Annotated in this window: 12 protein-coding genes; all 12 read left to right on the top strand. The window is 60.5% G+C overall.

Features of this window, described 5'->3' with window-relative positions; all coding sequences use genetic code 11:
- Positions 1 to 5: 5 nt before the first annotated feature.
- The 12 genes from IV109_RS14305 to IV109_RS14250 all read left to right on the top strand — a co-directional run bounded on the left by IV109_RS14305 (position 6) and on the right by IV109_RS14250 (position 20326).
- Positions 6 to 527: a PilN domain-containing protein gene (locus IV109_RS14305; protein WP_296697658.1), complete on the top strand. Its 522-nt coding sequence runs from the start codon at positions 6 to 8 to the stop codon at positions 525 to 527.
- On the top strand, positions 524 to 1066 hold the full coding sequence (locus IV109_RS14300) for a hypothetical protein (RefSeq protein WP_296697654.1): 543 nt from the start codon (positions 524 to 526) through the stop codon (positions 1064 to 1066). Before IV109_RS14305 ends, IV109_RS14300 begins: the two co-directional genes overlap by 4 nt.
- Positions 1067 to 1546, top strand: a complete 480-nt coding sequence (locus IV109_RS14295) for a hypothetical protein (RefSeq protein WP_296697652.1) — start codon at positions 1067 to 1069, stop codon at positions 1544 to 1546.
- Positions 1543 to 3519 carry a secretin N-terminal domain-containing protein gene (locus IV109_RS14290; RefSeq protein WP_296697646.1) on the top strand — a complete coding sequence of 659 codons (1977 nt, stop codon included), beginning with the start codon at positions 1543 to 1545 and terminating at the stop codon, positions 3517 to 3519. The genes IV109_RS14295 and IV109_RS14290 overlap by 4 nt, the downstream gene beginning before the upstream one ends.
- On the top strand, positions 3519 to 3992 hold the full coding sequence (locus tag IV109_RS14285; RefSeq protein ID WP_296697643.1) for a type II secretion system protein: 474 nt from the start codon (positions 3519 to 3521) through the stop codon (positions 3990 to 3992). The genes IV109_RS14290 and IV109_RS14285 overlap by 1 nt, the downstream gene beginning before the upstream one ends.
- 1 nt (position 3993) lies before the next feature.
- Positions 3994 to 4350: a type IV pilin protein gene (locus IV109_RS14280; protein ID WP_296697640.1), complete on the top strand. Its 357-nt coding sequence runs from the start codon at positions 3994 to 3996 to the stop codon at positions 4348 to 4350.
- The gene (locus IV109_RS14275) at positions 4337 to 4828 is read left to right on the top strand and encodes a type II secretion system protein (protein WP_296697637.1); all 492 of its coding nucleotides are present in this window, start codon (positions 4337 to 4339) and stop codon (positions 4826 to 4828) included. The genes IV109_RS14280 and IV109_RS14275 overlap by 14 nt, the downstream gene beginning before the upstream one ends.
- Complete coding sequence (gene epsA / locus IV109_RS14270; RefSeq protein ID WP_296697634.1) at positions 4825 to 5604, top strand: XrtB/PEP-CTERM-associated transcriptional regulator EpsA; 780 nt, start codon at positions 4825 to 4827, stop codon at positions 5602 to 5604. Before IV109_RS14275 ends, epsA begins: the two co-directional genes overlap by 4 nt.
- A gap of 280 nt (positions 5605 to 5884) precedes the next feature.
- Entirely contained in the window at positions 5885 to 6733 is an 849-nt protein-coding gene (locus IV109_RS14265; RefSeq protein WP_296697629.1) for a PEP-CTERM sorting domain-containing protein, read from the top strand.
- Between the two features lie 46 nt (positions 6734 to 6779).
- Positions 6780 to 8330 (top strand): hypothetical protein, encoded by a 1551-nt coding sequence (locus IV109_RS14260; RefSeq protein WP_296697624.1) that lies wholly within the window; start codon positions 6780 to 6782, stop codon positions 8328 to 8330.
- 112 nt (positions 8331 to 8442) lie between these two features.
- A complete protein-coding gene (locus tag IV109_RS14255; protein ID WP_296697621.1) occupies positions 8443 to 10005 on the top strand; it encodes a ShlB/FhaC/HecB family hemolysin secretion/activation protein in 1563 nt (520 codons plus the stop codon).
- Positions 10006 to 10024: 19 nt separating this feature from the next.
- Positions 10025 to 20326: a filamentous haemagglutinin family protein gene (locus tag IV109_RS14250; protein ID WP_296697617.1), complete on the top strand. Its 10302-nt coding sequence runs from the start codon at positions 10025 to 10027 to the stop codon at positions 20324 to 20326.
- Positions 20327 to 20365 lie beyond the last annotated feature (39 nt).

Here is a 20365-nt window from a genome sequence, read left to right as displayed (position 1 = left end):
GGCTGATGCAAGCACTCAATCTCAATTTCATGGCGCACCGTCGCCTCGGCTCGCCACTGGACCTGTTGGTATTGGCTGTGGGCATGGTGGCGGCCAGCGTCGTTGCGGTTGACTATGTCGAAGTACGTGCAGAGCTGGAACGCCTGCAGATGCGCCAGGCCCGTCAGCCCAAGCCGGATGCCCCACGTCAGCGCACAAGCGCATTGCCTGCGACGCAGGATGATGCAAAAGCCATGGGCCGCGTCAGCTCCCAGTTGCGTTTGCCCTGGGATGCGGTGCTGCGCGAGATGGAGTTGATGATGGATCCGGCGGTCGGAATTCTGAGCGTCGAGGGTCAGGGGCAAACGCGCACGCTGCGCATCACTGGCGAAGCCAAGGCGATGGCCGATGTGGTGGCCTACGTGAATCGCCTGCGCCAGTCGAGCCTGATTGAAACCGCATACCTGTCGGGTCATGAAGAAAAGCAGGCGGGTGCCGTCAAGGTCATTCGATTTTCTCTGGATGCGGTGTGGAGACTTCCGTCGTGACGCCCCAGCACGTCATTGCCCATATGCACTATCAGCTGTATCGCCATGGCTGGGGAGTGGTGCTCGGGCTCGCGCTGCTGGGCGGCGCCATCGGTTGGCACTTTGGGGGAGTGGTACAGACGCGCACGCAAGTTGCGGAACTGCGCGCGCAAGCTTTGGCGCAGCGGCAGCGTCTGGTGCAGAAGCCCAATCAGGATGAGTTGGCCGCCAAGCGTTTGCTGGCCTTCCATGCCGGACTGCCCGCCAGCACGGGTGCGATGGAGGCCATTGATGCCATTCACCGCGCCGCTGCCGCCAATGGCGTCAAGCTGGCCAACGGAGAGTACCGCCTGGCCCGGGACGGTGGCGCACGCTTGCTGCGTTACCAGATCACGCTGCCCGCGCGTGCCAGCTATCCGCAACTGCGGGCCTGGATCGGTGAGGTCATGAACGCGGTGCCTTCGGCTGCGCTGGACGAAATCAGCTTTCGCCGCGATGACGTGGGTAGCGATTCGGTCGAGGCGCGTGTGCGCATGACGCTATTTTTGAGAGCATCCTGAATGCCATCCCTGCGCAACATCCTGCTGGCTGCCGCATTGGTTGCGACCCTGGGTGCATCGCTGTTCGACGTGCCAGGCCTTGATGTGCCACAAGTCGAGCTGGCGGATCCGGCTCGCAATGCCACTGCTACGACGGTCGCGCACACACCGCCGAAGGACCAGGAAACGCCTCTGGTGCGCGACCGTTTTGAAGCGCCGGTTGCGGATCTCCTTTCATCCCGAAGCTGGCAGCCGCCACCACCAGCGCCGTCAAAACCGCCACCACCCAAAGCCCCGCCCTTGCCCTTCCGGTATTTGGGCAAGGTGCTGGACGAGGGGGTCGTGATGGCCTTTGTCGGCCAGGATGTCCGTACGCATCTGCTGCGGGCGGGCGACCTCTTGGCGGACTACAAGGTTGAAGAAATTACGCCGGCGGGCATGACGTTTGTCTATCTGCCGCTCAATGAAAAACAACGCCTGACATTCGGAAGCGCAAATTGAAAATCGCCACACCCATCGCCCGGCTTGCCACGCTGTTTGCCGTACTCCTGTTTCTCGGGTGCGCCGGCAACCCGGCCATCAAGGAAAGCCGTGCCCTGCTCGCCGAGGGTCGTATTGACGACAGCGTGATCCGCCTGGAGAAGGCCCTGAGAGATGCGCCTGACGACCGTGAATTGCGTGCCCACTATTTTCGCCAGCGTGACCTGGCGGCGGGCCAACTGCTGATAGCGGCAGACACCGAGCGTGTCGCCGGGCGGATTGAGGCGGCGCAGGCCCTCTACTTGCGTGTGCAAAAGCTCGATGCCAACAACCCGCGCGTGCGCGATGGGCTTGCCGAGATTGCCGCCCAGCAGCGGCATGAGACGCGTGTGCGCGAGGCTGAGGCCTTGCTTGGCAAGAGGGACAACGCTGGCGCAGAGCGAATCTTGAGAAGCGTGCTGGCAGAAAACCCGACGCATGGCGAGGCTCGCCGCCTGTTGCAAAAACTGCGCGAGCAATTGACGCGTGCCGAGGTGCCGGCACAGTCGCTCAAGTCGGCCCACAGCAAGCCGGTGACCCTGGAGTTTCGTGACACGCCCCTCAAGACTGTGTTTGAAGTCATTGCGCGTAGCTCAGGACTCAACTTTGTTTTTGACAAGGATGTCAAGACAGACACCAAGGTCACGATCTTTGTGCGCAACACCGGCATTGATGAAGTGGTGAAACTGATTCTGGTCACCAACCAGCTTGAGCGGAAGTTGCTGAACGAAAACTCGGTATTGGTCTACCCGAACACGCCCGCCAAAGCCAAGGAGTACCAGGAGCTGGTGACGCGAAGCTTTTACCTTGCCAATGCCGATGTGAAGCAAGCCCAGGCGCTGGTGAAGTCATTGGTCAAAACCAAAGACATCTTCACTGATGAGAAACTCAATTTACTGGTGATCAAGGACACGGTCGAGGCGGTGCGCCTGGCCGAGCGCTTGCTGGAATCGCTGGACATGGCCGAGCCGGAGGTCATGCTTGATGTGGAAGTGCTGGAAATGTCCCGCAGCAAGCTGCTGGAATTGGGGCTGCGCTTTCCGGACCAGATTGGCTACGGTCAGTTGCAACCCACCAGCAATTCAACCATCGTTAACAACGGCGTGACCGAGACCACCACCAACCTCGGCGGCGCACTTGCGGCGGGCTTTGTTGACTTACGAAACCGCGCTGGCCTGACCTCGTTTGTCTCCAACCCGGCCTTGATGCTGAATCTCAAGAATCAGGTGGGGGATGGCAACATGCTGGCCAACCCGCGTATCCGCGTCAAGAACCGCGAAAAGGCGAAGATTCATATCGGTGACAAGTTGCCGGTTTTCACAACCACCTCCACGGCCAATGTCGGTGTTGCAGCCTCGGTGTCCTATCTGGATGTGGGCCTCAAGCTGGACGTCGAGCCCAATATCTATTTGGACGACGAGGTGTCCATCAAGGTTGGGTTGGAGGTCAGCAGCATTGCCAAGGAGATTTCCGGCCCTGCCGGCTCGCTGGCCTACCAGGTGGGAACGCGCAGCGCATCCACCGTGCTGCGCCTGAAAAATGGGGAAACCCAGGTGCTTGCCGGTCTTATCAGTGACGAAGAGCGCAGCAGCGCCAACCGCCTGCCGGGGCTGGGCGACATCCCCTTGCTGGGGCGTCTTTTCAGCAGCCAGAGGGACAACAGCAGCAAGACGGAAATCGTGTTGTTGATCACGCCGCGCATCGTACGCAATCTGGCGCGCCCCGAAGGCTTGTCGGCCAACGTAGCGGCTGGTTCCGAGCTGTCGGTGGGGGCGCCTGCATTGCAAGTGAAGACGGCGGAGCCGCGCGGGCTTTCGCTGTCGTTCTCTCGCTCGGCCGGGGCGCAGCCCACACCTCCGGCAACGCCGCCGACACCTGCAGAACTGGCGACCAACCCGGCTGCGCCTGAGGGAGCCCTCATCCCCGCGCCCCCGTCGGAAGCCAGGAGGCCCTGATGCGGCGCGCTCGCGGCTTTACCTTGATCGAGCTGGTGGTGACGGTGGCAATCGTCGGCATCCTTGCCTCCATCGCCGTGCCGCTGGGTGAGATCAGTTTGCAAAGAGCCAAAGAGTCCGAGCTGCGCAGCGCGCTGCGGCAGATTCGTGAGGCACTCGATACCTACAAGCGTGCGGCGGACGAAGGCCGCGTGCAGCGTCGGGCTGGTGGCTCGGGCTATCCCCGCTCTCTGGACGAGCTGGCAGGCGGCGTGGAGGATGCCAAGAACCCGGCGCAAGCCAAGATATTCTTCCTGCGCCGTTTGCCGCGTGACCCCTTTCATCCGCAGCCCGACGTCCCCGCTGCCGACACCTGGGGCAAACGCGCTTATGCCAGCCCGCCAGATGCTCCTGCAGAAGGGGACGATGTGTTTGATGTGTACTCGCGCTCCGAGCGCGTCGGGCTCAACGGCACGGCCTACCGGGAGTGGTGACATGCGCCGCGGTTTTACCCTGATCGAACTGCTGGTGGTCATGGCCATCATCGCCACGCTGCTCAGCATCGCCACGCCGCGTTATTTCGCTCACCTGGAGAAAGCCCGGGAAGCCGCACTGATGGAGACGCTGTCGGTGGTGCGCGATTCAATTGACAAGTTCCATGCCGATACCGGCCGCTATCCGGCCGAGCTGGAAGAGCTGGTGACCAAACGCTACCTGCGCAAATTGCCGGTGGACCCCGTGAGCGAGACCGCCGCCACCTGGATCATTGTGCCGCCGCCAAGCGAGCTCACGGGTGTGTGGGATGTGAAAAGTGGCGCCGGCGGCGAAGGGAGACCCTATGCGCAGTGGTAGCGCACAGCACAGTCACCGCCGGGGTCAGCGCGGCTTTGGGTATCTCCTGGTCTTGTTCGCACTTGCCGCCATGGGGCTGCTACTGGGCAGTGCTGGCCAGGTCTGGCATACGGCGGCTCAGCGTGAGAAGGAAGCCGAACTCCTGTTCATCGGCAATCAGTTTCGCCAGGCCATTGGTTCCTACTACGCCTCGTCGCCCGACGCGGCGAAGCAGTATCCGCTCAAACTCGAAGACCTGCTGGAAGATCAGCGTTTTCCGGTTCCACACCGTCACCTGCGCCAGCTCTACCGCGACCCGATCACCGGCAGCGCGCAATGGGGCTTGGTGAAGGTGGGCGACCGCATCGCAGGCATCCATAGCCTTTCGGAAAGCCAGGCGCTCAAGACAACGTTTGCCGGACCTGATTCGACCTTTTCCGGTGCGACGCGCTACGAGCAGTGGGTGTTTCGGTTTGAGCCTGGCGAGGCTTTGCGATGAAAAAGCCAGTCCGTTTGAATAACCAGGACTTGGAGCATTTGATCGTCACGATCGAAACGTCGTTGACGATCAACAAGCGGCATCAGTTTTTCCTGTGGGCCCAGGGTGCCTTGCAGGGCTTCATTCCCCATGAGACCTTGTTTTGCGCCTATGGCGATATTGCCCGCATACGCTTCAAGCACGAAACTTTTTCCCGCAACGTACTCAACGCCCAACTGGAGCAGTCCGTTGGTGATCCCGCCAATGGGCTGCTGCCGCGCATTGTGGACGACTGGTTGCGCGCCGGCAGTGTGCCTTGGCTACTCAGCCCGGAGGGTGGCGGCCATGTAGGGCGGCGCCAGCTTCTGGCAGATTTGAATCGCTACGAATTCGGGCACGTGGCGGCCCATGGTGCCAAGGAAATCAAAGGTGAGTTCGGCAGCTTTTTCGTGTTCGTCGGCTTGGCTGCCTCGCCAGGCGCACGCGAGGCCTATTTGCTGGAGCTGCTGATGCCCTACCTGCACATGGCTCTGTACCGCATGCTGGCCAAGGAGAGCAGCGGAAAGCCCGACGACGTCGCCGCCGTCACCCTGCTGTCCAAGCGCGAGATCCAGGTGCTGCACTGGGTCAAGGGCGGCAAGACCAACCAGGAGATCGGGCAGATTCTGGACATCAGCCCACCCACGGTCAAGAACCACCTGCAGAACATCATGCGCAAACTCAATGTGAACAACCGGGCCCAGGCTGTTGGCAAGGCCACCACCCTGCGCCTGGTGGCGCACGGCGACCTCACCTGATTTTTGCTGATTCATGCAGCAGTGTCGAAACGCTATTGTTTTTATGGCTAACTTTTCATGTTTCACGCTGGGATTGACCTGTTTTTATGGGTCAAGGTGAGTGAAGACCCGGTTCTTCGATGTCTGAACGGACTACGAAATGCAAGCCAAGACACATAACGCCTGAAATGTTGGGAAATTAAATTAGTTCCCGTCGACTTAAATTTATTTTGAGTTGATTTGAATCTGGGAAACCAAAAGCAACTCTTCACTAATTTAGCAACTTGACAGGATCAAACACATGAAACTCAAACTTATCGCATTGGCAGCTTTGCTGGCCACTTCCGCATCGTCGTTCGCTGCCATGGACGGCGCGACTTCCGGCAACGGGAGCCTGCTGGTCAACTTCATCTCCCAGGGCGGAACTTCCGCTACTGCGGGTGGCGACGACATGTCCGCCGTGTTCGACCTGGGCGTCAGCATGAATGATTTTCTGACGCACAAGAACGAGGCTGGTTATACCCAGACCTGGAACTTGACCAGCGCCAACTACGGTTCCGCCTGGAACGACCTGCTGGCTTTTTCCACCAACGATGCCGCCATCGAATTCAACGTGATTGCGCTGGATAACGTTAATACGCGTTACCTGACCACCAACGATGTGGCGACCTATACCAGCCTGACCAACGCTAATCTGGGTGGCTTTCAGAACATGAATTCCTACGTCACCGCTAACAATTTGCGTGGCACCCATGTCACGGAAGCCAACGGCGCTAGCACGGCTCTCTCGACCGATGTTGCCAACAGCTACTTCCGTGCGGTCAATGGCGCTACTCAAGGTGACACCTGGCTTACAAAGACAAGCGACACCACCAAGACCCTGGCCACGGCACAAAACTTCTGGTCTTTGTCCGTTGGTGCAGGCAATGGTTCAGCGCAGGCTGCCAAGTCCGCTTTTGGCGTTGACTTGGACGGCAACGGCAGCATCGGTACTGGTGAATTCGGCGAATGGTCGGTGAATGCCGCCGCCGGCACGATTACTTTCGCAAACGTTGCTGCCGTGCCGGAAGCTGAAACCTACGCCATGTTGTTGGCTGGTCTGGGCTTGATGGGTGCGATCGTGCGCCGCCGCAATGGCCGTGGCGCTTAAGTCAATCAATCTCTTCGCACTTGTCTTTAATCCTCAAGGAACTCTCATGAAACTGAAACAAATCGCTCTGGCTGCTGCTGTACTGGCAGGCGCCCCCGCTGCTTTCGCCCTGACTCCCGCCCAGGCGGACGGCAGCACCGTTCGCCTGTGGCTGTCCGGCGCTTCTGCCCCCACCGCTTCGGTGTACAAGGGTGCACTGACCCTGTGCCAAGGCATGACCTACAAGGATGCGCTGGGTGCCACTCACACCAATCCCGGCACGCGCGACGCCCACCTCTATCTGGAAAGCGCCAGCGCCGGCAAGCTGCCGGGCGGCGCGGGTGACCGCATGGCCTATACCTGCACGGTCGACACCGATGACGACCGCGCCGGTTCCCTGGAAGGCCAGAAAGTCGTGGTGTTCCACACGGTTGAGGGCGGTTCCTTCAACTATGTGACGCCGCATATCTCGATTGCTGGTGAAATCAACCCCAACCTGCCGGGCAACCTCAAGCGCACCAGCAACATCGAAGGCCTGGCTGCTGCCGGCCAGTGCGCCAATGGCGCCGCCGAATTGGTGAGCATCGATCTGTCCGGTCTCGCCAACCCCGGCGTTGGCGTCTACCGTGGCTGTGCTACCACCACCCAGACCTTCACCGCAGGCCAAGCGCTGCGCGCCAGCGTATTTGCCGCGCCGGATCGCCCCGAGGGCGGCTTCTCCGACACCGAATACGTGATCAACAAGCTGAACCTGGACGTCACCACGGATATTTCCGCCATCGGCAGCGAAGTCCCGACCAACATCGGCCAGGCGTTTGGCGTGGGTGTGAGCTACCCGCTGTATTACCAGCTGCAGAAGAACGACATCGCCGCCGGCAAAATCGCCGCCACTTGTGACGATGCACCCTTCACCTCGGCCAGTCCCAACCTGACCGGCGCCTGCCAGCCCAACCTGGCCGCTTCGACCTACACTGCGATCGCCAATCTGGACAACATTCCTTATGTGGATGGCACGCTGTTCGGCGCTGTTGCTACCCCGCCCGGTACTTCCGGCAAGATCCAGCTGGAGCGCCGCGCCATTACTTCCGGCACCCAGTCGGCTTCCAACCTGCGTTTCCTCAACAAGCCCTGTGCAATCGGCATTGCCGGTGGCGCGCTGAACCCGGCACGGCTTGCCAACAGCACGACCAAGGTGGACGTGGCTGAAAACTCCTCGACCGGCGGCGTAAAAACCGGCCTGACCAACGCCACCAACGCGGGTGAGTTCGGCCTGGGCATCGTATCGATGGAAAACGTGCCGGTGGTGGGTACCGACAAGTGGGCGTTTGCCAAGCTCGACGGTGTGTCGCCGAATTTCACCGCCACGGGTACAGCCGATGCCAAGCAGCGCGCCAACGCGATCGACGGCACCTACACCATGTGGTACGAGCTGGTGGCCTTTACCGCTGGCACCGCGTTCCCCGAAGGTCAGGAATTGATCACCGCGATCAACTCCTCGCTGGGCAACCCTGGTATCACCGACCTGACCGGTTTGTTCATCACCCCGGTGGCGGGCGTGACCGGTTCCAACGTCGGTAAGACTGCACGTGCAGGCAATTCCTGCCAGCCTGCATTCTGATAAGTATCGGACTTACGGGCGGCGCAAGGCCGCCCGTTGCAACGTGTTCGGGACAGTCCTTCGGGGCTGTCCCATTTTGCATTTTTTCAGATGATTCTTGATGTGATGAACGATGAATAAGACGTTGTGGAAGCTGTTGGTGGTGCTGGCCGGAATGGGCGTGAACGGCTTGGGTGCGGCTCACGCGCAGGAGGCCGCTTTTGATGTTTTCGAATACCGGGTGGAGGGCGCGACGCTGTTGCCGGTCACCGTGGTCGAAAAAGCGGTGTACCCGCACCTCGGCGAAAGGAAGACACTGGCCGACGTGGAGCGCGCGCGCGAAGAACTGGAGAAGGCCTACCACGGTGCTGGCTACCTGACTGTGCTGGTGAGCATTCCGCAGCAAAAGGTGGATGGTGGTGTGGTCAAGCTAGCGGTGACTGAAGCCGCGGTGGACCGGCTGCGCGTGGTGGAATCGCGCTATTTCAGCCTGGGCGCCATCAAGGCGGGTGCACCCGAACTGGCCGAAGGCAAGGTTCCGAATTTTCCGCAGATGCAGGAAGAGCTGGCCGCGCTGAATCGCAGTGGCGACCGCCGGATAACGCCTGTGCTGCGTCCAGGCAGGACACCGGGCACGGTGGAAGTGGATTTGAAGGTGGAAGACAAGTTGCCGCTGCATGGCAGCGTGGAGGTCAACAACCGCTACAGCCAGGACACCACGCCTACCCACCTCAGCGCCAGTCTGCGTTATGACAACCTGTGGGACAAGCAGCACAGCCTGGGTTTGACCATGCAGACCGTGCCTGAAAATCCCAATGAGAGCCGCGTGCTGTCGCTCAACTACACCTGGCCACTGGCGTCTGGCAACTACCTGGCGTTCTACGGCGTCAAGTCAGATTCCGATGTGGCCGCGCTGGGCACGCTGAACGTTGTCGGCAAGGGGGTAATTCTTGGCGCGCGTTACATCCGGCCGCTGCGTGGTGACAGTGGCTTTTTCCACACTGCCACGGCGGGTGTGGACTACAAGGACTTTACCCAGGCAGTGAATTTGATCGGCAGTGGTGGCTTCAATACGCCTATTACCTACATGCCATTCACCTTGGGATGGGACGGTACTTGGCTGGGTGAGGGCCGCAGCACCAAGCTGGGCATGGCTTTCAACTTTCACTTGCGCGGGCTGGTAGGCGAAGAGCAGCAGTTTGCCGACAAGCGTTTCAAGGGTCGCTCGGGCTATGCCTATTTGCGCGGCAACGCATCGCACAGCGATACCTTTGCCAGCGGCTGGGGCGTCAATGCGCGAACCACCTGGCAGCTGTCCCCACAGCCATTGATCTCAAACGAGCAATTCACCATTGGCGGTGTGGATACGGTGCGTGGTTACCTTGAATCTGCCGCATCGGGTGATACCGGCATCGCCGTCAGCCTGGAGGCGAGCACCCCCAATTTTGCCAAACGCCTGAGTGATTCGCTGGAGGAGGCGCGCATGGTGGCGTTTGCCGATGCGGGCACGGTGAATGTGCTCTCCCCCATCACCGCGGACGATCACTTCACCCTGGCGGGTGCCGGGTTGGGCTTGCGCATCAAGGGTTGGCGTGGCATATCGGCGGCAGTGGATTGGGCGGTGGCGCTGAATGAATTGGGTAACACCAAACAGGGCGACAGCCGCGTGTATTTCAAATTGGGCTACGAGTGGTGAACGGAATCTGGAGAACGGTATGAATCGCAATTGTTATCGACTGGTATTCAACACGACCGCAGGCATGCTGGTGCCGCTGGCGGAAATTGCGCGTGGGCGGGGTAAGGCTGCAAGCAGTTCGGTGTTGGTCGGCGCGCTCATCGCAAGCGTGGTGTTGGCCAATGTGGCACAGGCAGAAATACCGGTGGCCAGCACCGGTGGGGCAATTCCGAATTTTGTAACCTATGGGCAAGCGGGCTACCAAGTCAACGGCAATCAGGCATTCGTCAACCAGGTTGGCAACAAGTCCATCCTCAACTGGCAAAGCTTTAACCTCAGTGCTGGCAACAATGTGCAGTTCCGTCAGGTGGATAGCTCGGGTAATCTGGTGGCGGGTGCAAGCTTCACCTCGCTCAACCGTATTTGGGACAACAACCCCAGCGTGATCGCGGGCAGCATTACCCAGGGCGCAGGACAAAAAGCGAATGTGATCCTCGTGAACACCAATGGCATTGCTTTTATGGGTGGATCGCAGGTCAATCTGAATAGCTTCACCGCTAGCAGCCTGGATATTGACAACGATTTCATTCTCAAATCTTTTCTGACCAACAACACGTTGACGCCGCAGTTCTCAGGCACGGGCGGCTTCATCAAGGTGTTCGAAGGCGCACGCATCACGGCAGGCAGTCAGGGCAGGGTGATGCTCATCGCGCCCACGGTGGTCAACAAGGGAGTGGTCGAAGCGCCTGACGGGCAGGTGATTGCGGCGGCGGGCACCAAGGTGTATCTGCGCTCGGCATCGGGGCAGGATGCCAACGTGCGCGGCCTGCTGGTCGAGGTAGACAGTCCGGCCGGGTTGAATGATTTCGTTACGCCCAACGCCAGTGTGAAGGACGGCGTGCTCGCTGGTAAGACCGTCGCACTGACGGACCCCGCTACTGACAAGCTGGGCCACGCGACAAACCTGGGAGAGCTTACCGCCGCGCGCGGCAACGTCACCATGGTCGGCTACGCGGTCAACCAACAGGGCATCGCCCGTGCGACCACCTCGGTGGTGGCGAATGGCTCCGTGTATCTGCTGGCAAAGGATCGTGCGGTGAACAACGCCCAGTCGGATCGCGGTGGGCGGGTGACGCTGGCTGAAGGCAGCCGCACTGAGGTACTGCCGGAGGTGACGGACATGACAGGCACTCTCGACCCGGTGGACGACACCGGCAAGCTGGACAGGGCGACTCTTGCCGGACTTGCCAATAAATCGCAGGTGCTGATATTGGGTCAGGACGTGCGCATGGCCAGCGGTGCGGTAATTGACGCACCGTCGGGGGAAGTCAATTTCATCGCGATGGACAATCCCGGCTTGATGGGGGGGGCTGGCGACCCGTTCAGGATTGCAGCGTCTCCTATCTCAAGCGTTGCGCGTATTCACATTGCCGATGGGGCACGCATCAACGTGGCCGGTCTTGAGAATGTGCAGGTCTCCGTAGCGCGTAACAGCGTAGAGGTTGAACTGCGTGGCGACGAACTGAAGGATTCGCCCATCAATCGCGTCGGGCCGCTACGCAGCGAAAAAGTCTACGTCGATGTCAACCGAGCGCTGGCCAATGCCAATGCGGGCAAGTCCACCTTGATTGCAAAGGACAGTCTGGAGAGTTACCAGGGGCGGCTTGAACGTACTGTGGCCGAGCGCTCGACGGCGGGCGGCACCGTCACCATCCGTTCACAAGGCGAGGCCATTCTTGAATCGGGCGCAGTCATTGATCTGTCCGGCGGCAGTCTGCGATACACCCCGGGCACCGTAAAAACCACCCTGCTGTTCTCTGGCGCGGCGCTGACCGATATCGCCGACGCCAGTGCCGAGACGCGCTACAACGGCATCGCCACCCGCTACGTGATTGACTACGGACGCTGGAACCAGAAAGAAGTGATCGACTTGCCGCAGAGTTATCGCTATGACGCCGGTTACAGGGAGGGCAAGAACGCGGGTGTTCTGAATGTGATTGGCATGGGGCCGACTGTGCTGCAAGCGGCTGTTCAAGGCCGAACCACAGTAGGTGAATTGCAGCGTGAGAGTGGCATCCTCCCCGCCGGCGCGACCTTGAGGCTGGGCACGGATGCTGTGGCAGGTGACTATAAGCTCAATCAACGGGTTGACCTTACCAGCACGGCCGCCACGCTACCGGCCGGTTTCGGTTTGGGCGATATTTTGCCGGCCGGGCTGAAAGACACGATTGCGATCAACCCGGCACTGCTGGGCAAGGACAAGGTCGCGAATTTGCAGGTGTTCAGCAACCAGGCGGCGGTTGTGCGCGAGGCGCTGCGCACGCCGCAGGGTGGCAGCGTGGCGATTACCGCCAAAGGAATTCTGATCAATGCCGATATTCAGGGTGCAGCGGGGAGCTTGAGCTTCAACGCCCGCACCAATACCGTTGATCCCTCCACCGTACCACTAGATGTGACGGTCGCTGACGGCGTATCGCTGTCCGCGCGTGGTGGATGGGCGAACGACCTGCCGACGGCAACAGGGCGTTCGCCTGACGCAATGCTGGTCAATGGCGGCTCCATTACCCTCTCGGCGGTCGGCGATGTGAATCTGGGTGACGATACCCTGCTTGACGTGACCGGCGGCGGTCGTGTCAAGCCGGATGGCAAGCTCACCAACGGCAACGGTGGCAATGTCACGCTGGAAGCGGGTGCCACCGCATCGACCGCTGGCACGCATACGGCAGCGGTGCGGCTGGGCGGCGATGTGCGCGGCCAAGCGCCGGGCAAAGGAGGCACGCTCACCATCAATACTGGGAAAATCCAGATTGGTGGCACGCCGGATGCAACAGCACTCAATCTGGATGCGGACTTCGTGGCGCGCGGTGGCTTTGCCAACTTCAAACTCAGCGGGCGCGATGGCGTCACCGTGAAGGCCGGAGCGGTACTGAAACCGACGGTGGAGAGTCTGGAATTCCAGCCAGGATTTCAGTTGCAGCAGACCGGTAGCCACATCGAAAATTTCACCCGCAAGGAAAAGCGTGACGACCGTAGCCGCCAGACGGCCAACCTTACTTTGAGCGCTGATGGTGCCCTGCTGGGCAATGTATTGCTGGAAGCCGGCGCGCAGATTCTGGCGGATGATCGCGCCGCAATCACCCTCAATGCAGGTAGCCGAATCGAAATTCAAGGGCAGGTGCACGCAGCGGGCGGCACTATCTCGGCAAACCTCACGCCAGTGGTTCCCGAGGAAGGTCAGGAACAGCGCAGTGCGATCTGGCTTGGGCAGCAGGCGGTACTTGATGCAGCCGGTGCAGTGCGCACCTATGCTGACAACAAAGGCGGGCAAATTGGTGAGGTGCTGGCAGGTGGCACCGTGAATTTAAATGCACAGCTAGGCTATGTGGTAACTGAAGCGAATTCACGGGTGACGGTGAGCGGTGCAGCGCCTGTGAGCCTGAATGTGCTCAATGAAGCAGGCGGTGTCGGGCGTATGGTGGGCAGTGATGCCGGCACGGTCAACATCACGGCGCACGATGGCCTGCTGCTCGACGGCACACTGCAGGCACAGGCCGGTGGCGCGTCGAACCGTGGGGGCAGCTTCAACTTGCGCTATGTCTTGGGTGACGACTTGGTCAATGGCGTCATTTCGCCGGTGGAGCGGGTGCTGAGCGTTGCCCAGACTGTCGCGCCGCAGGCCACCGGGTTGAGCCCCGGTGCAGGGCCATCCACAGGCCTGGCCGCGCAGGCCAAAGTGAGCGCACAGGCATTGGAAACAGCAGGGTTTGAGCGTATAGCGCTGAAAAGTCGCTACGCAATTCGGCTGGAAAATGACTTGAACATGGGCGCTGGGCGTGCGCAGTTGCTGAAGGAAATTCAGCTGGACGCGCCCCGCCTTGAAACCGCCGGTGGTGAGTCGACGGTGCACGCACACACCGTGCGTCTCGGGAATTTCGACGAGGAACGTCAGGCGGTTGTGAACGTGCCTGTATCTGGCAGCGGTACCTTCAAGGCCGATGCCCAGTTACTGGAATTGGCGGGCAATCAAACATTTACCGGCATGGCGCGGGCCGAACTCACTGGCGTGCAGGAAGTACGGCTGGCCGGCGTGAGCACGCCCTCCCAGGCGCAGCCCCTCGGTGCACTCAAAGTGGCTGCGGACCTCTTGATACATGGTGCGCTGGTCGCGCCAGCAACTTACAGCGCCTTTAGCATAGACGCGGCAGGCCACACGGTCGAGTTTTCCCACGATGCCAGCGCACCGGTACAACCGCTGTCGGCACTGGGCAGTGTCACTGTGAAAGCGCAGGACATTGTGCAAGGCGGCAGTTTGTGGGCGCCTTTTGGGCAGATTGACTTGCAGGCAAGCAACAGTCTGGTTTTCAAGGATGGCAGTCTGACCTCGGTCGCCGCCGCACCGGGTAGCCTCACGCCGTTCGGCAAAGTAGAGAACGGGAGCACTTGGCTCTATGACGCGGGCGGCACCAAAATTGAAATAAAATCTTTGCCCGAAAAATCGATTCGCACCTCGGGCTCGTCGATCAATATGCAGGCCGGCTCGAAGATTGACCTGGCCGGCGGCGGTGACTTGCAGGCCTACGAATTTACGGTCGGTCCGGGCGGCTCGAGAGATATCCTCGCTGACAAGAATACCTATGCCGTCCTGCCGGGTTATGCAAGCGGCTTTGCCGCCCGCGACGTGCAGGAGAGCTTTGACCGAGCGAGCGGCCAAGCGGTGTATCTGTCGGGCGTTCCAGGCCTGGCCGATGGTGTGTACACCTTGTTGCCCGCGCACTATGCTCTGCTGCCAGGGGCATATGCGGTCAAACTCAACACCGGCATCAAGGACCTGCTGCCAGGGCAGGCCTATAGCCGCCAGGACGGTGTACGCATTGCCGCCGGCTACGTCACTGACAGCCGCGCTAACGCACCAAAAGACGCGAGTTGGACTGGCATTGAGGTGCTCACCCGCGACCAGGTGCGCGCACGGTCGGAGTTCACGCTCACCCGTGCCTCAGATTTCTTTGTTGATGGAAAAAACAGGCCGCAGGATGCGGGTCTGTTGTCGATTGCCACCACTGGCACGGACAGAGACAGCCTGAAACTTGATGCCAGCTACAACCTGGGCGCGAGCAGCGGCGGCCGCGGCGCGGCAGTGGATATCAGCGCACTGAAGCTGGCAATTACCAGTGGCTCGCCGTCTGGCATTGACCCGACCGCGACGCAAATTGATGTGGACAAGCTCAATGCCCTGGGTGCGCAAAGCCTGTTCATTGGCGGTACGCGCAGCGCTGTCATCGACGGTGCAACGACTGCTGTTACCACGACCTTGAAGGTCGACGCAGAATCACTGACGCTTGCCAACGACACTGTCCATGCCTTGAAGGCTCCCGAGGTTATTCTTGCGGCTACAAAAACCCTCACTCTCAGATCGGGTAGCGTGATCGACGCGCAGGGCGACGCAGGTGATGCCGGGCGCTACACCACGGCGGGAAATGGTGCGCTGATGCGCGCGGCTTCCACGAACGCCACGTTTGAGCGCAGCGGCAGTCCAGATCGCACCCAGGGCACACTCGTCGGCGACGCAAGCAGTCTGGTTCGTGCAGCTGATTCCATAACGCTGGATGCGACCCAGGAAAACGCATTTAAGGGCGTGGCCGAGTTCAGTAAAAACGGTGTAACCGTAGCGGGGAATCTGGCGGTGGGCGCGACGCGTGTCAACTTCGGAGCGGCCCCATCAGGCAGCGAGGGTATCACCTACGGGCAGGCCGGTCTGGATGGTTTGAACAGTCTCAAGAGCCTGGCGCTGACCAGCTACAGCACGTTCGATCTTTACGGCGATGTCAAGGTCGGCGGCGTCGACGCCAGTGGCAAGCCGACACTGCAAAACCTTACCTTGCAAGGTGCCGGGCTGGCCGGGCTGGACAACAGCGGCAAGACGGCTAACCTGCGTGCGAAAAACCTCACAGTCACCAACCCATCGTCGGTGAATTTTGTTGCTGGCGGCACAATGGGCAATGGCGCGTTAGCGATTGTTGCCGACACGCTCACCTTGGACAAAGGCGACAAGGCGATCAAGGGCTACAGCAATGTGAGCATCACTGCCAATGAGATGGTTGGCGAGGGTGCAGGCGTCGGTGCAAACGCCGGCAAGACTGCAAACACCACCATTTACGCGCCAACTGCGATCAAGGTCGCGCGCATCAGCGGCGGCGTCAAGTCAGATCAAACGCTGACCAGCACCGGCATGCTTACCGTGAGTCAGCAAACGGCTGACCGGGCGCTGGTGTCGGCCACCGCGCTTGGCGCGAAATGGGCACTCGCTGGCACCAGTGTGGATTTCAACGCCCAGGCAGTGCTGCCGTCGGGTAGTGTCAAGCTCACGGCCAGCAGCGGCGATGTCAGACTTGGCGCGGATGCCGTGGTCGATGTCGCCGGACGTACCGTGCAGTTCTTTGACGTGAGCCGCGCTGCCATGGCAGGCAAGGCCGAGTTCGTGAGTGACGCTGGCAATGTGGGTATTGCCGCGGGGGCGAGAGTGGATGTGTCAGCTGCACCTGGCGGTGATGCGGGCACACTGATGTTCAGTGCGGTCAACGGTACGGTCACGCTCGCCGACGGCAGCGTGCAAGGCGTGTCTACTGCGGACGCAGAGGGCAAACGCGGGGACGGCGCGCGGATCGACGTTGATGTGAAAAAACTCGCCAGCTTCTCGGCGCTCAATGCGGCACTCAACAGCGGTGGCTTTGATTTTGAACGTCAGCTGCGCGTGCGCGATGACAACGTGAGTGTGGCGGCTACCGATACGGTGCAGGCTAAAGCGATCCACGTTGCAGTCGACAGTGGCCGGCTTGACGTGGCAGGTCAACTCAACGCCTCGGGCGAGGGTGGCGGGCGCATCGCGCTGTTCGCGAAAGACGACGTGAACCTCATGGCGGGCGCGACGCTTGACGCCGTCTCGACCGGGGCTGAAAAGACAGGCGGCCGCATCGAGATTGGCACCAGCGATGGCAGCCTCAATCTGGCTGCAGGGAGCGCGCTGAATGTGGCGGGTGGCCGTGGTGGCGAGGGCGGCAAAGTGCTGTTGCGTGCGCCGCGAATCAATGGCGATACCGACGTGGCGGTGAGCGCGCTGCAAAGCACGGTGACAGGTGCAAGTTCAGTGGCGGTGGAAGCGGTCAAGGTGTATAGCGGGAAAACGACGTTGACTGTGACCGGCGCCAGCGCCGGCACGACGCTGTCGCTGGCCACTATCAGCACCGACAACGACGCGTTTGCGACCAATCACAGCAGCATCATCAGCAACTTGAGTGCATCCACTGCTTTCGACATCCTCTCCGGCGTGGAAGTGCGTTCTACTGGCGACCTGACATTGGGTACTGGCACGGCGGCCACCGACTGGAATCTGGCGACCCGTCGCGCGGGCGGAAATCCGGGTGTGCTGACACTCCGCGCGACGGGTAACCTGTTCATCAAGAGCAATCTGTCAGACGGTTTTGATGTGGCGACCACAAGCGGTCTATACGACCACGACAACGATGCGTCTACCCCCAAGGTCAGTGGTCCTGCTATGTTGCTGGGTGGTCCGTCATGGTCCTACCGCCTGATCGCAGGCGCCGACAGCACGGCCGCCGATCCGTTGGCGGTGAAAGCGGGTAGCACCGACGTGACACTTGCCGCTGGCAAACTGATGCGCACTGGAACCGGCGACATTCGTATTGCGTCTGGTCGAAATATCGTGTTGGCCGACAACAAATCGGCGATCTACACCGCTGGACGCCTGGCTGATCAGGCGATTGGTTTTACCGCACCACCGGACCCGAGCGGGGCGGTGAACCTTGTCCAGTTCAGTGAAGGTGGTGGTGACGTCAGCATGGCAGCTTTGGGTGACATCAGCAGTAGCAAGCGATCTACGCAGCTCTATTCGAACTGGCTCTTTCGTCAGGGCAGGTTGAATGCCGATGGCTCGGCCTATATCGTGCAACCGGCCTGGTGGGTGCGCTTCGACCAGTTCCAGCAGGGCGTGGGCGCGTTGGGCGGCGGCAATGTGAACATCAAGGCGGGCGGCAAGGTGGAAAACGTGTCCGCCAGCACGCCCACTCAGGCCCGCATGGCGGCTGCCACACCGAATGCCACCCAACTGGTCACAACCGGTGGGGGTGATGTTCGGGTGGAAACCGGTGGCGATTTGTTGGGCGGCCAGTATTACGCTGATCGCGGCAATCTGAATCTCAAGGTGGGTGGCAGGATGGACAGCGGGGAAAAAGTGGGTACGGGCGCCAACGCAAAACCTCTCTACACCATCCTGGCGCTCGGAGATGCGCAGGCGCGGGTACAAGCGCTGGGCGATGTCAACATTCATGCTGTCATCAATCCGCACCTGGTCGTTCAGTCGTCGGGCAGCGGCAATAACGTCAACATTGCCAATGGCTCCAGTACGGGCTGGAGTCTGTTCTCCACCTATGGCCAGGACAGTGGGGTCAAAATGGAAAGCGTGGATGGTGACGTGACCCTGCACAATGTCACCGGCACGGCTACGGTGGCGGGGGTGCAGACAGCATACACAACGCCGCTCTCCTTGTGGAGCAACACCAATTACAGTACGGCACTGCTTTCATATCTGCCGCCCAGCCTATCGGCTACTGCTTTGCAGGGTGATGTGACTGTAGGCGGCACGCAGGCCATATTGAGTCCAGCGGCCGAGGCGAATTTGACCTTGCTGGCGGCAAAATCGGTCAACATCCCAACGAAGCTGACCATGAGCGACATGGACCCCGCACTGATTCCGGATGCGATCAGGCCAGGCATCAAATTTGCTCAGTTCAACCCCGCTCTTACGGCCACGATGCATGCTGTCGTTCCGGTCCATACCGGTGACAGAACGCCGGTGCGCGTATATGCCGTGGCCGGGGATGTGGCTGGCATGCCCAACACAACGAGCCTGACGCTCCCTAAAGCGGTCTGGGTGCGCGCCGGCCAGGATGTGCGCAATCTCGGCATCTTGACGCAGCATGTCAACGCAGGGGATATCAGCCGGATCGAGGCTGGTCGGGATGTAGTGTTCTCGGAAAGCAGCACCCGAAATGCAGGCTCCTACATTTGGGTCGGTGGGCCGGGACGGCTGGAGGTGACTGCCGGGCACAGTATTGATCTGGGCACATCGGCAGGGATTGCGAGCAGGGGGGGGCTTGACAACGCCGCGTTACCGAAAGAGGGTGTAGACATCCAATTGACGGCTGGCGTGGGCCCGGGGGGGATTGATTACCTCGCAGCGGTTGATCGCATTATTGAAAAGCTGGAAGCAGGCAGCACGGACGATGCCACCTTGTGGCAAGCGCGTTGGTTGACCGGCGATGACGGACTCAACGCTGGTACCGCGCTGGTGGCGGTGAGGGCGGTGGATGCGTTGGACACCGAGGGCCAACGAGGACGCGTGCGTGAAATGATTTATACCGCGTTGCGCACCACCGGGCGCGATTCGAACAAGCAGGAAAGTACCTATGCGACGGATTACGCGCGTGGCTACGCGGCGCTGGAACTGGTTTTTCCCGGAATAAGCGAAAAAAATCCGGACGGCAGTTTCAAAAATTACCAGGGCGGGGTAAACCTTTTCGCCAGTCGCATCATGACCGAGCGTGGCGGCAACATCGACTTCATGATCCCGGGCGGAGGCTTGGTCGTGGGTTTGGGCAATACGCGAAAAGAAGTCCTGGCCACGCAGAAATTTGTTACTGGCCAGGAAGTGGGTCTGACAGACAGTGGTCCCTTGGGAATGGTGACGGTAGAAGCTGGCGACATACGCGGGTTTTCCCGGGACAACATTCTGGTCAATCAGTCGCGCATCCTCACGGTGGGTGGCGGGAATATTCTGTTGTGGTCGAGCGAAGGCGATATCGACGCCGGAAAAGGCAAGAAGACAGCAAGCTCGGTTCCTGCGCCCATCATCAGGGTTGACAGCCAGGGCAATGTCACCCAGGAACTGCAAGGCGCGGCCTCTGGCAGCGGCATCGGCGCGCTATCCAGCGGTGGAGTCAAGGCTGGTGACGTCGATTTGATTGCCCCCAAAGGCACTGTCAACGCTGGCGATGCGGGCATTCGCGCAGGTAATCTCAACATCGCGGCTGCTGTGGTTCAGGGGGCGGACAACATCTCTGTATCCGGCAAATCGTCCGGCACGCCAGTGGCAGATACCAGCGCGGTCTCTGCAACGGCTTCGGGTGCGACGACAGGTGGTGACGATCTTTCCAAAACCACGGCTGCGCTGAGCCAGTCTGCGGCCGATTCCGCCAAGAATGCGCAGGCATTGAAGGATTCCTTCAAGCCTTCATTCGTGCGGGTGGACGTGCTCGGGTTTGGGGAGTAGTTCCCCGCCTGGTTCGTTGTCACGGTATTGCCACAGATC

The sequence above is a fragment of the Rhodoferax sp. genome (assembly GCF_018780565.1).
Lineage (GTDB): Bacteria > Pseudomonadota > Gammaproteobacteria > Burkholderiales > Burkholderiaceae_C > Rhodoferax.
Note: the sequence above shows the minus strand (reverse complement) of the source record. Positions and strands in the feature narration are given on the sequence as shown.

Bases quoted from the DNA above. Each gene is read 5' to 3' on its own strand.
- epsA (WP_296697634.1), top strand. From the start codon at position 4,825: ATGAAAAAGCCAGTCCGTTTGAATAACCAGGACTTGGAGCATTTGATC.
- IV109_RS14260 (WP_296697624.1), top strand. From the start codon at position 6,780: ATGAAACTGAAACAAATCGCTCTGGCTGCTGCTGTACTGGCAGGCGCC.
- IV109_RS14305 (WP_296697658.1), top strand. From the start codon at position 6: ATGCAAGCACTCAATCTCAATTTCATGGCGCACCGTCGCCTCGGCTCG.
- IV109_RS14275 (WP_296697637.1), top strand. From the start codon at position 4,337: ATGCGCAGTGGTAGCGCACAGCACAGTCACCGCCGGGGTCAGCGCGGC.
- IV109_RS14250 (WP_296697617.1), top strand. From the start codon at position 10,025: ATGAATCGCAATTGTTATCGACTGGTATTCAACACGACCGCAGGCATG.
- IV109_RS14295 (WP_296697652.1), top strand. From the start codon at position 1,067: ATGCCATCCCTGCGCAACATCCTGCTGGCTGCCGCATTGGTTGCGACC.
- IV109_RS14285 (WP_296697643.1), top strand. From the start codon at position 3,519: ATGCGGCGCGCTCGCGGCTTTACCTTGATCGAGCTGGTGGTGACGGTG.
- IV109_RS14280 (WP_296697640.1), top strand. From the start codon at position 3,994: ATGCGCCGCGGTTTTACCCTGATCGAACTGCTGGTGGTCATGGCCATC.
- IV109_RS14255 (WP_296697621.1), top strand. From the start codon at position 8,443: ATGAATAAGACGTTGTGGAAGCTGTTGGTGGTGCTGGCCGGAATGGGC.
- IV109_RS14265 (WP_296697629.1), top strand. From the start codon at position 5,885: ATGAAACTCAAACTTATCGCATTGGCAGCTTTGCTGGCCACTTCCGCA.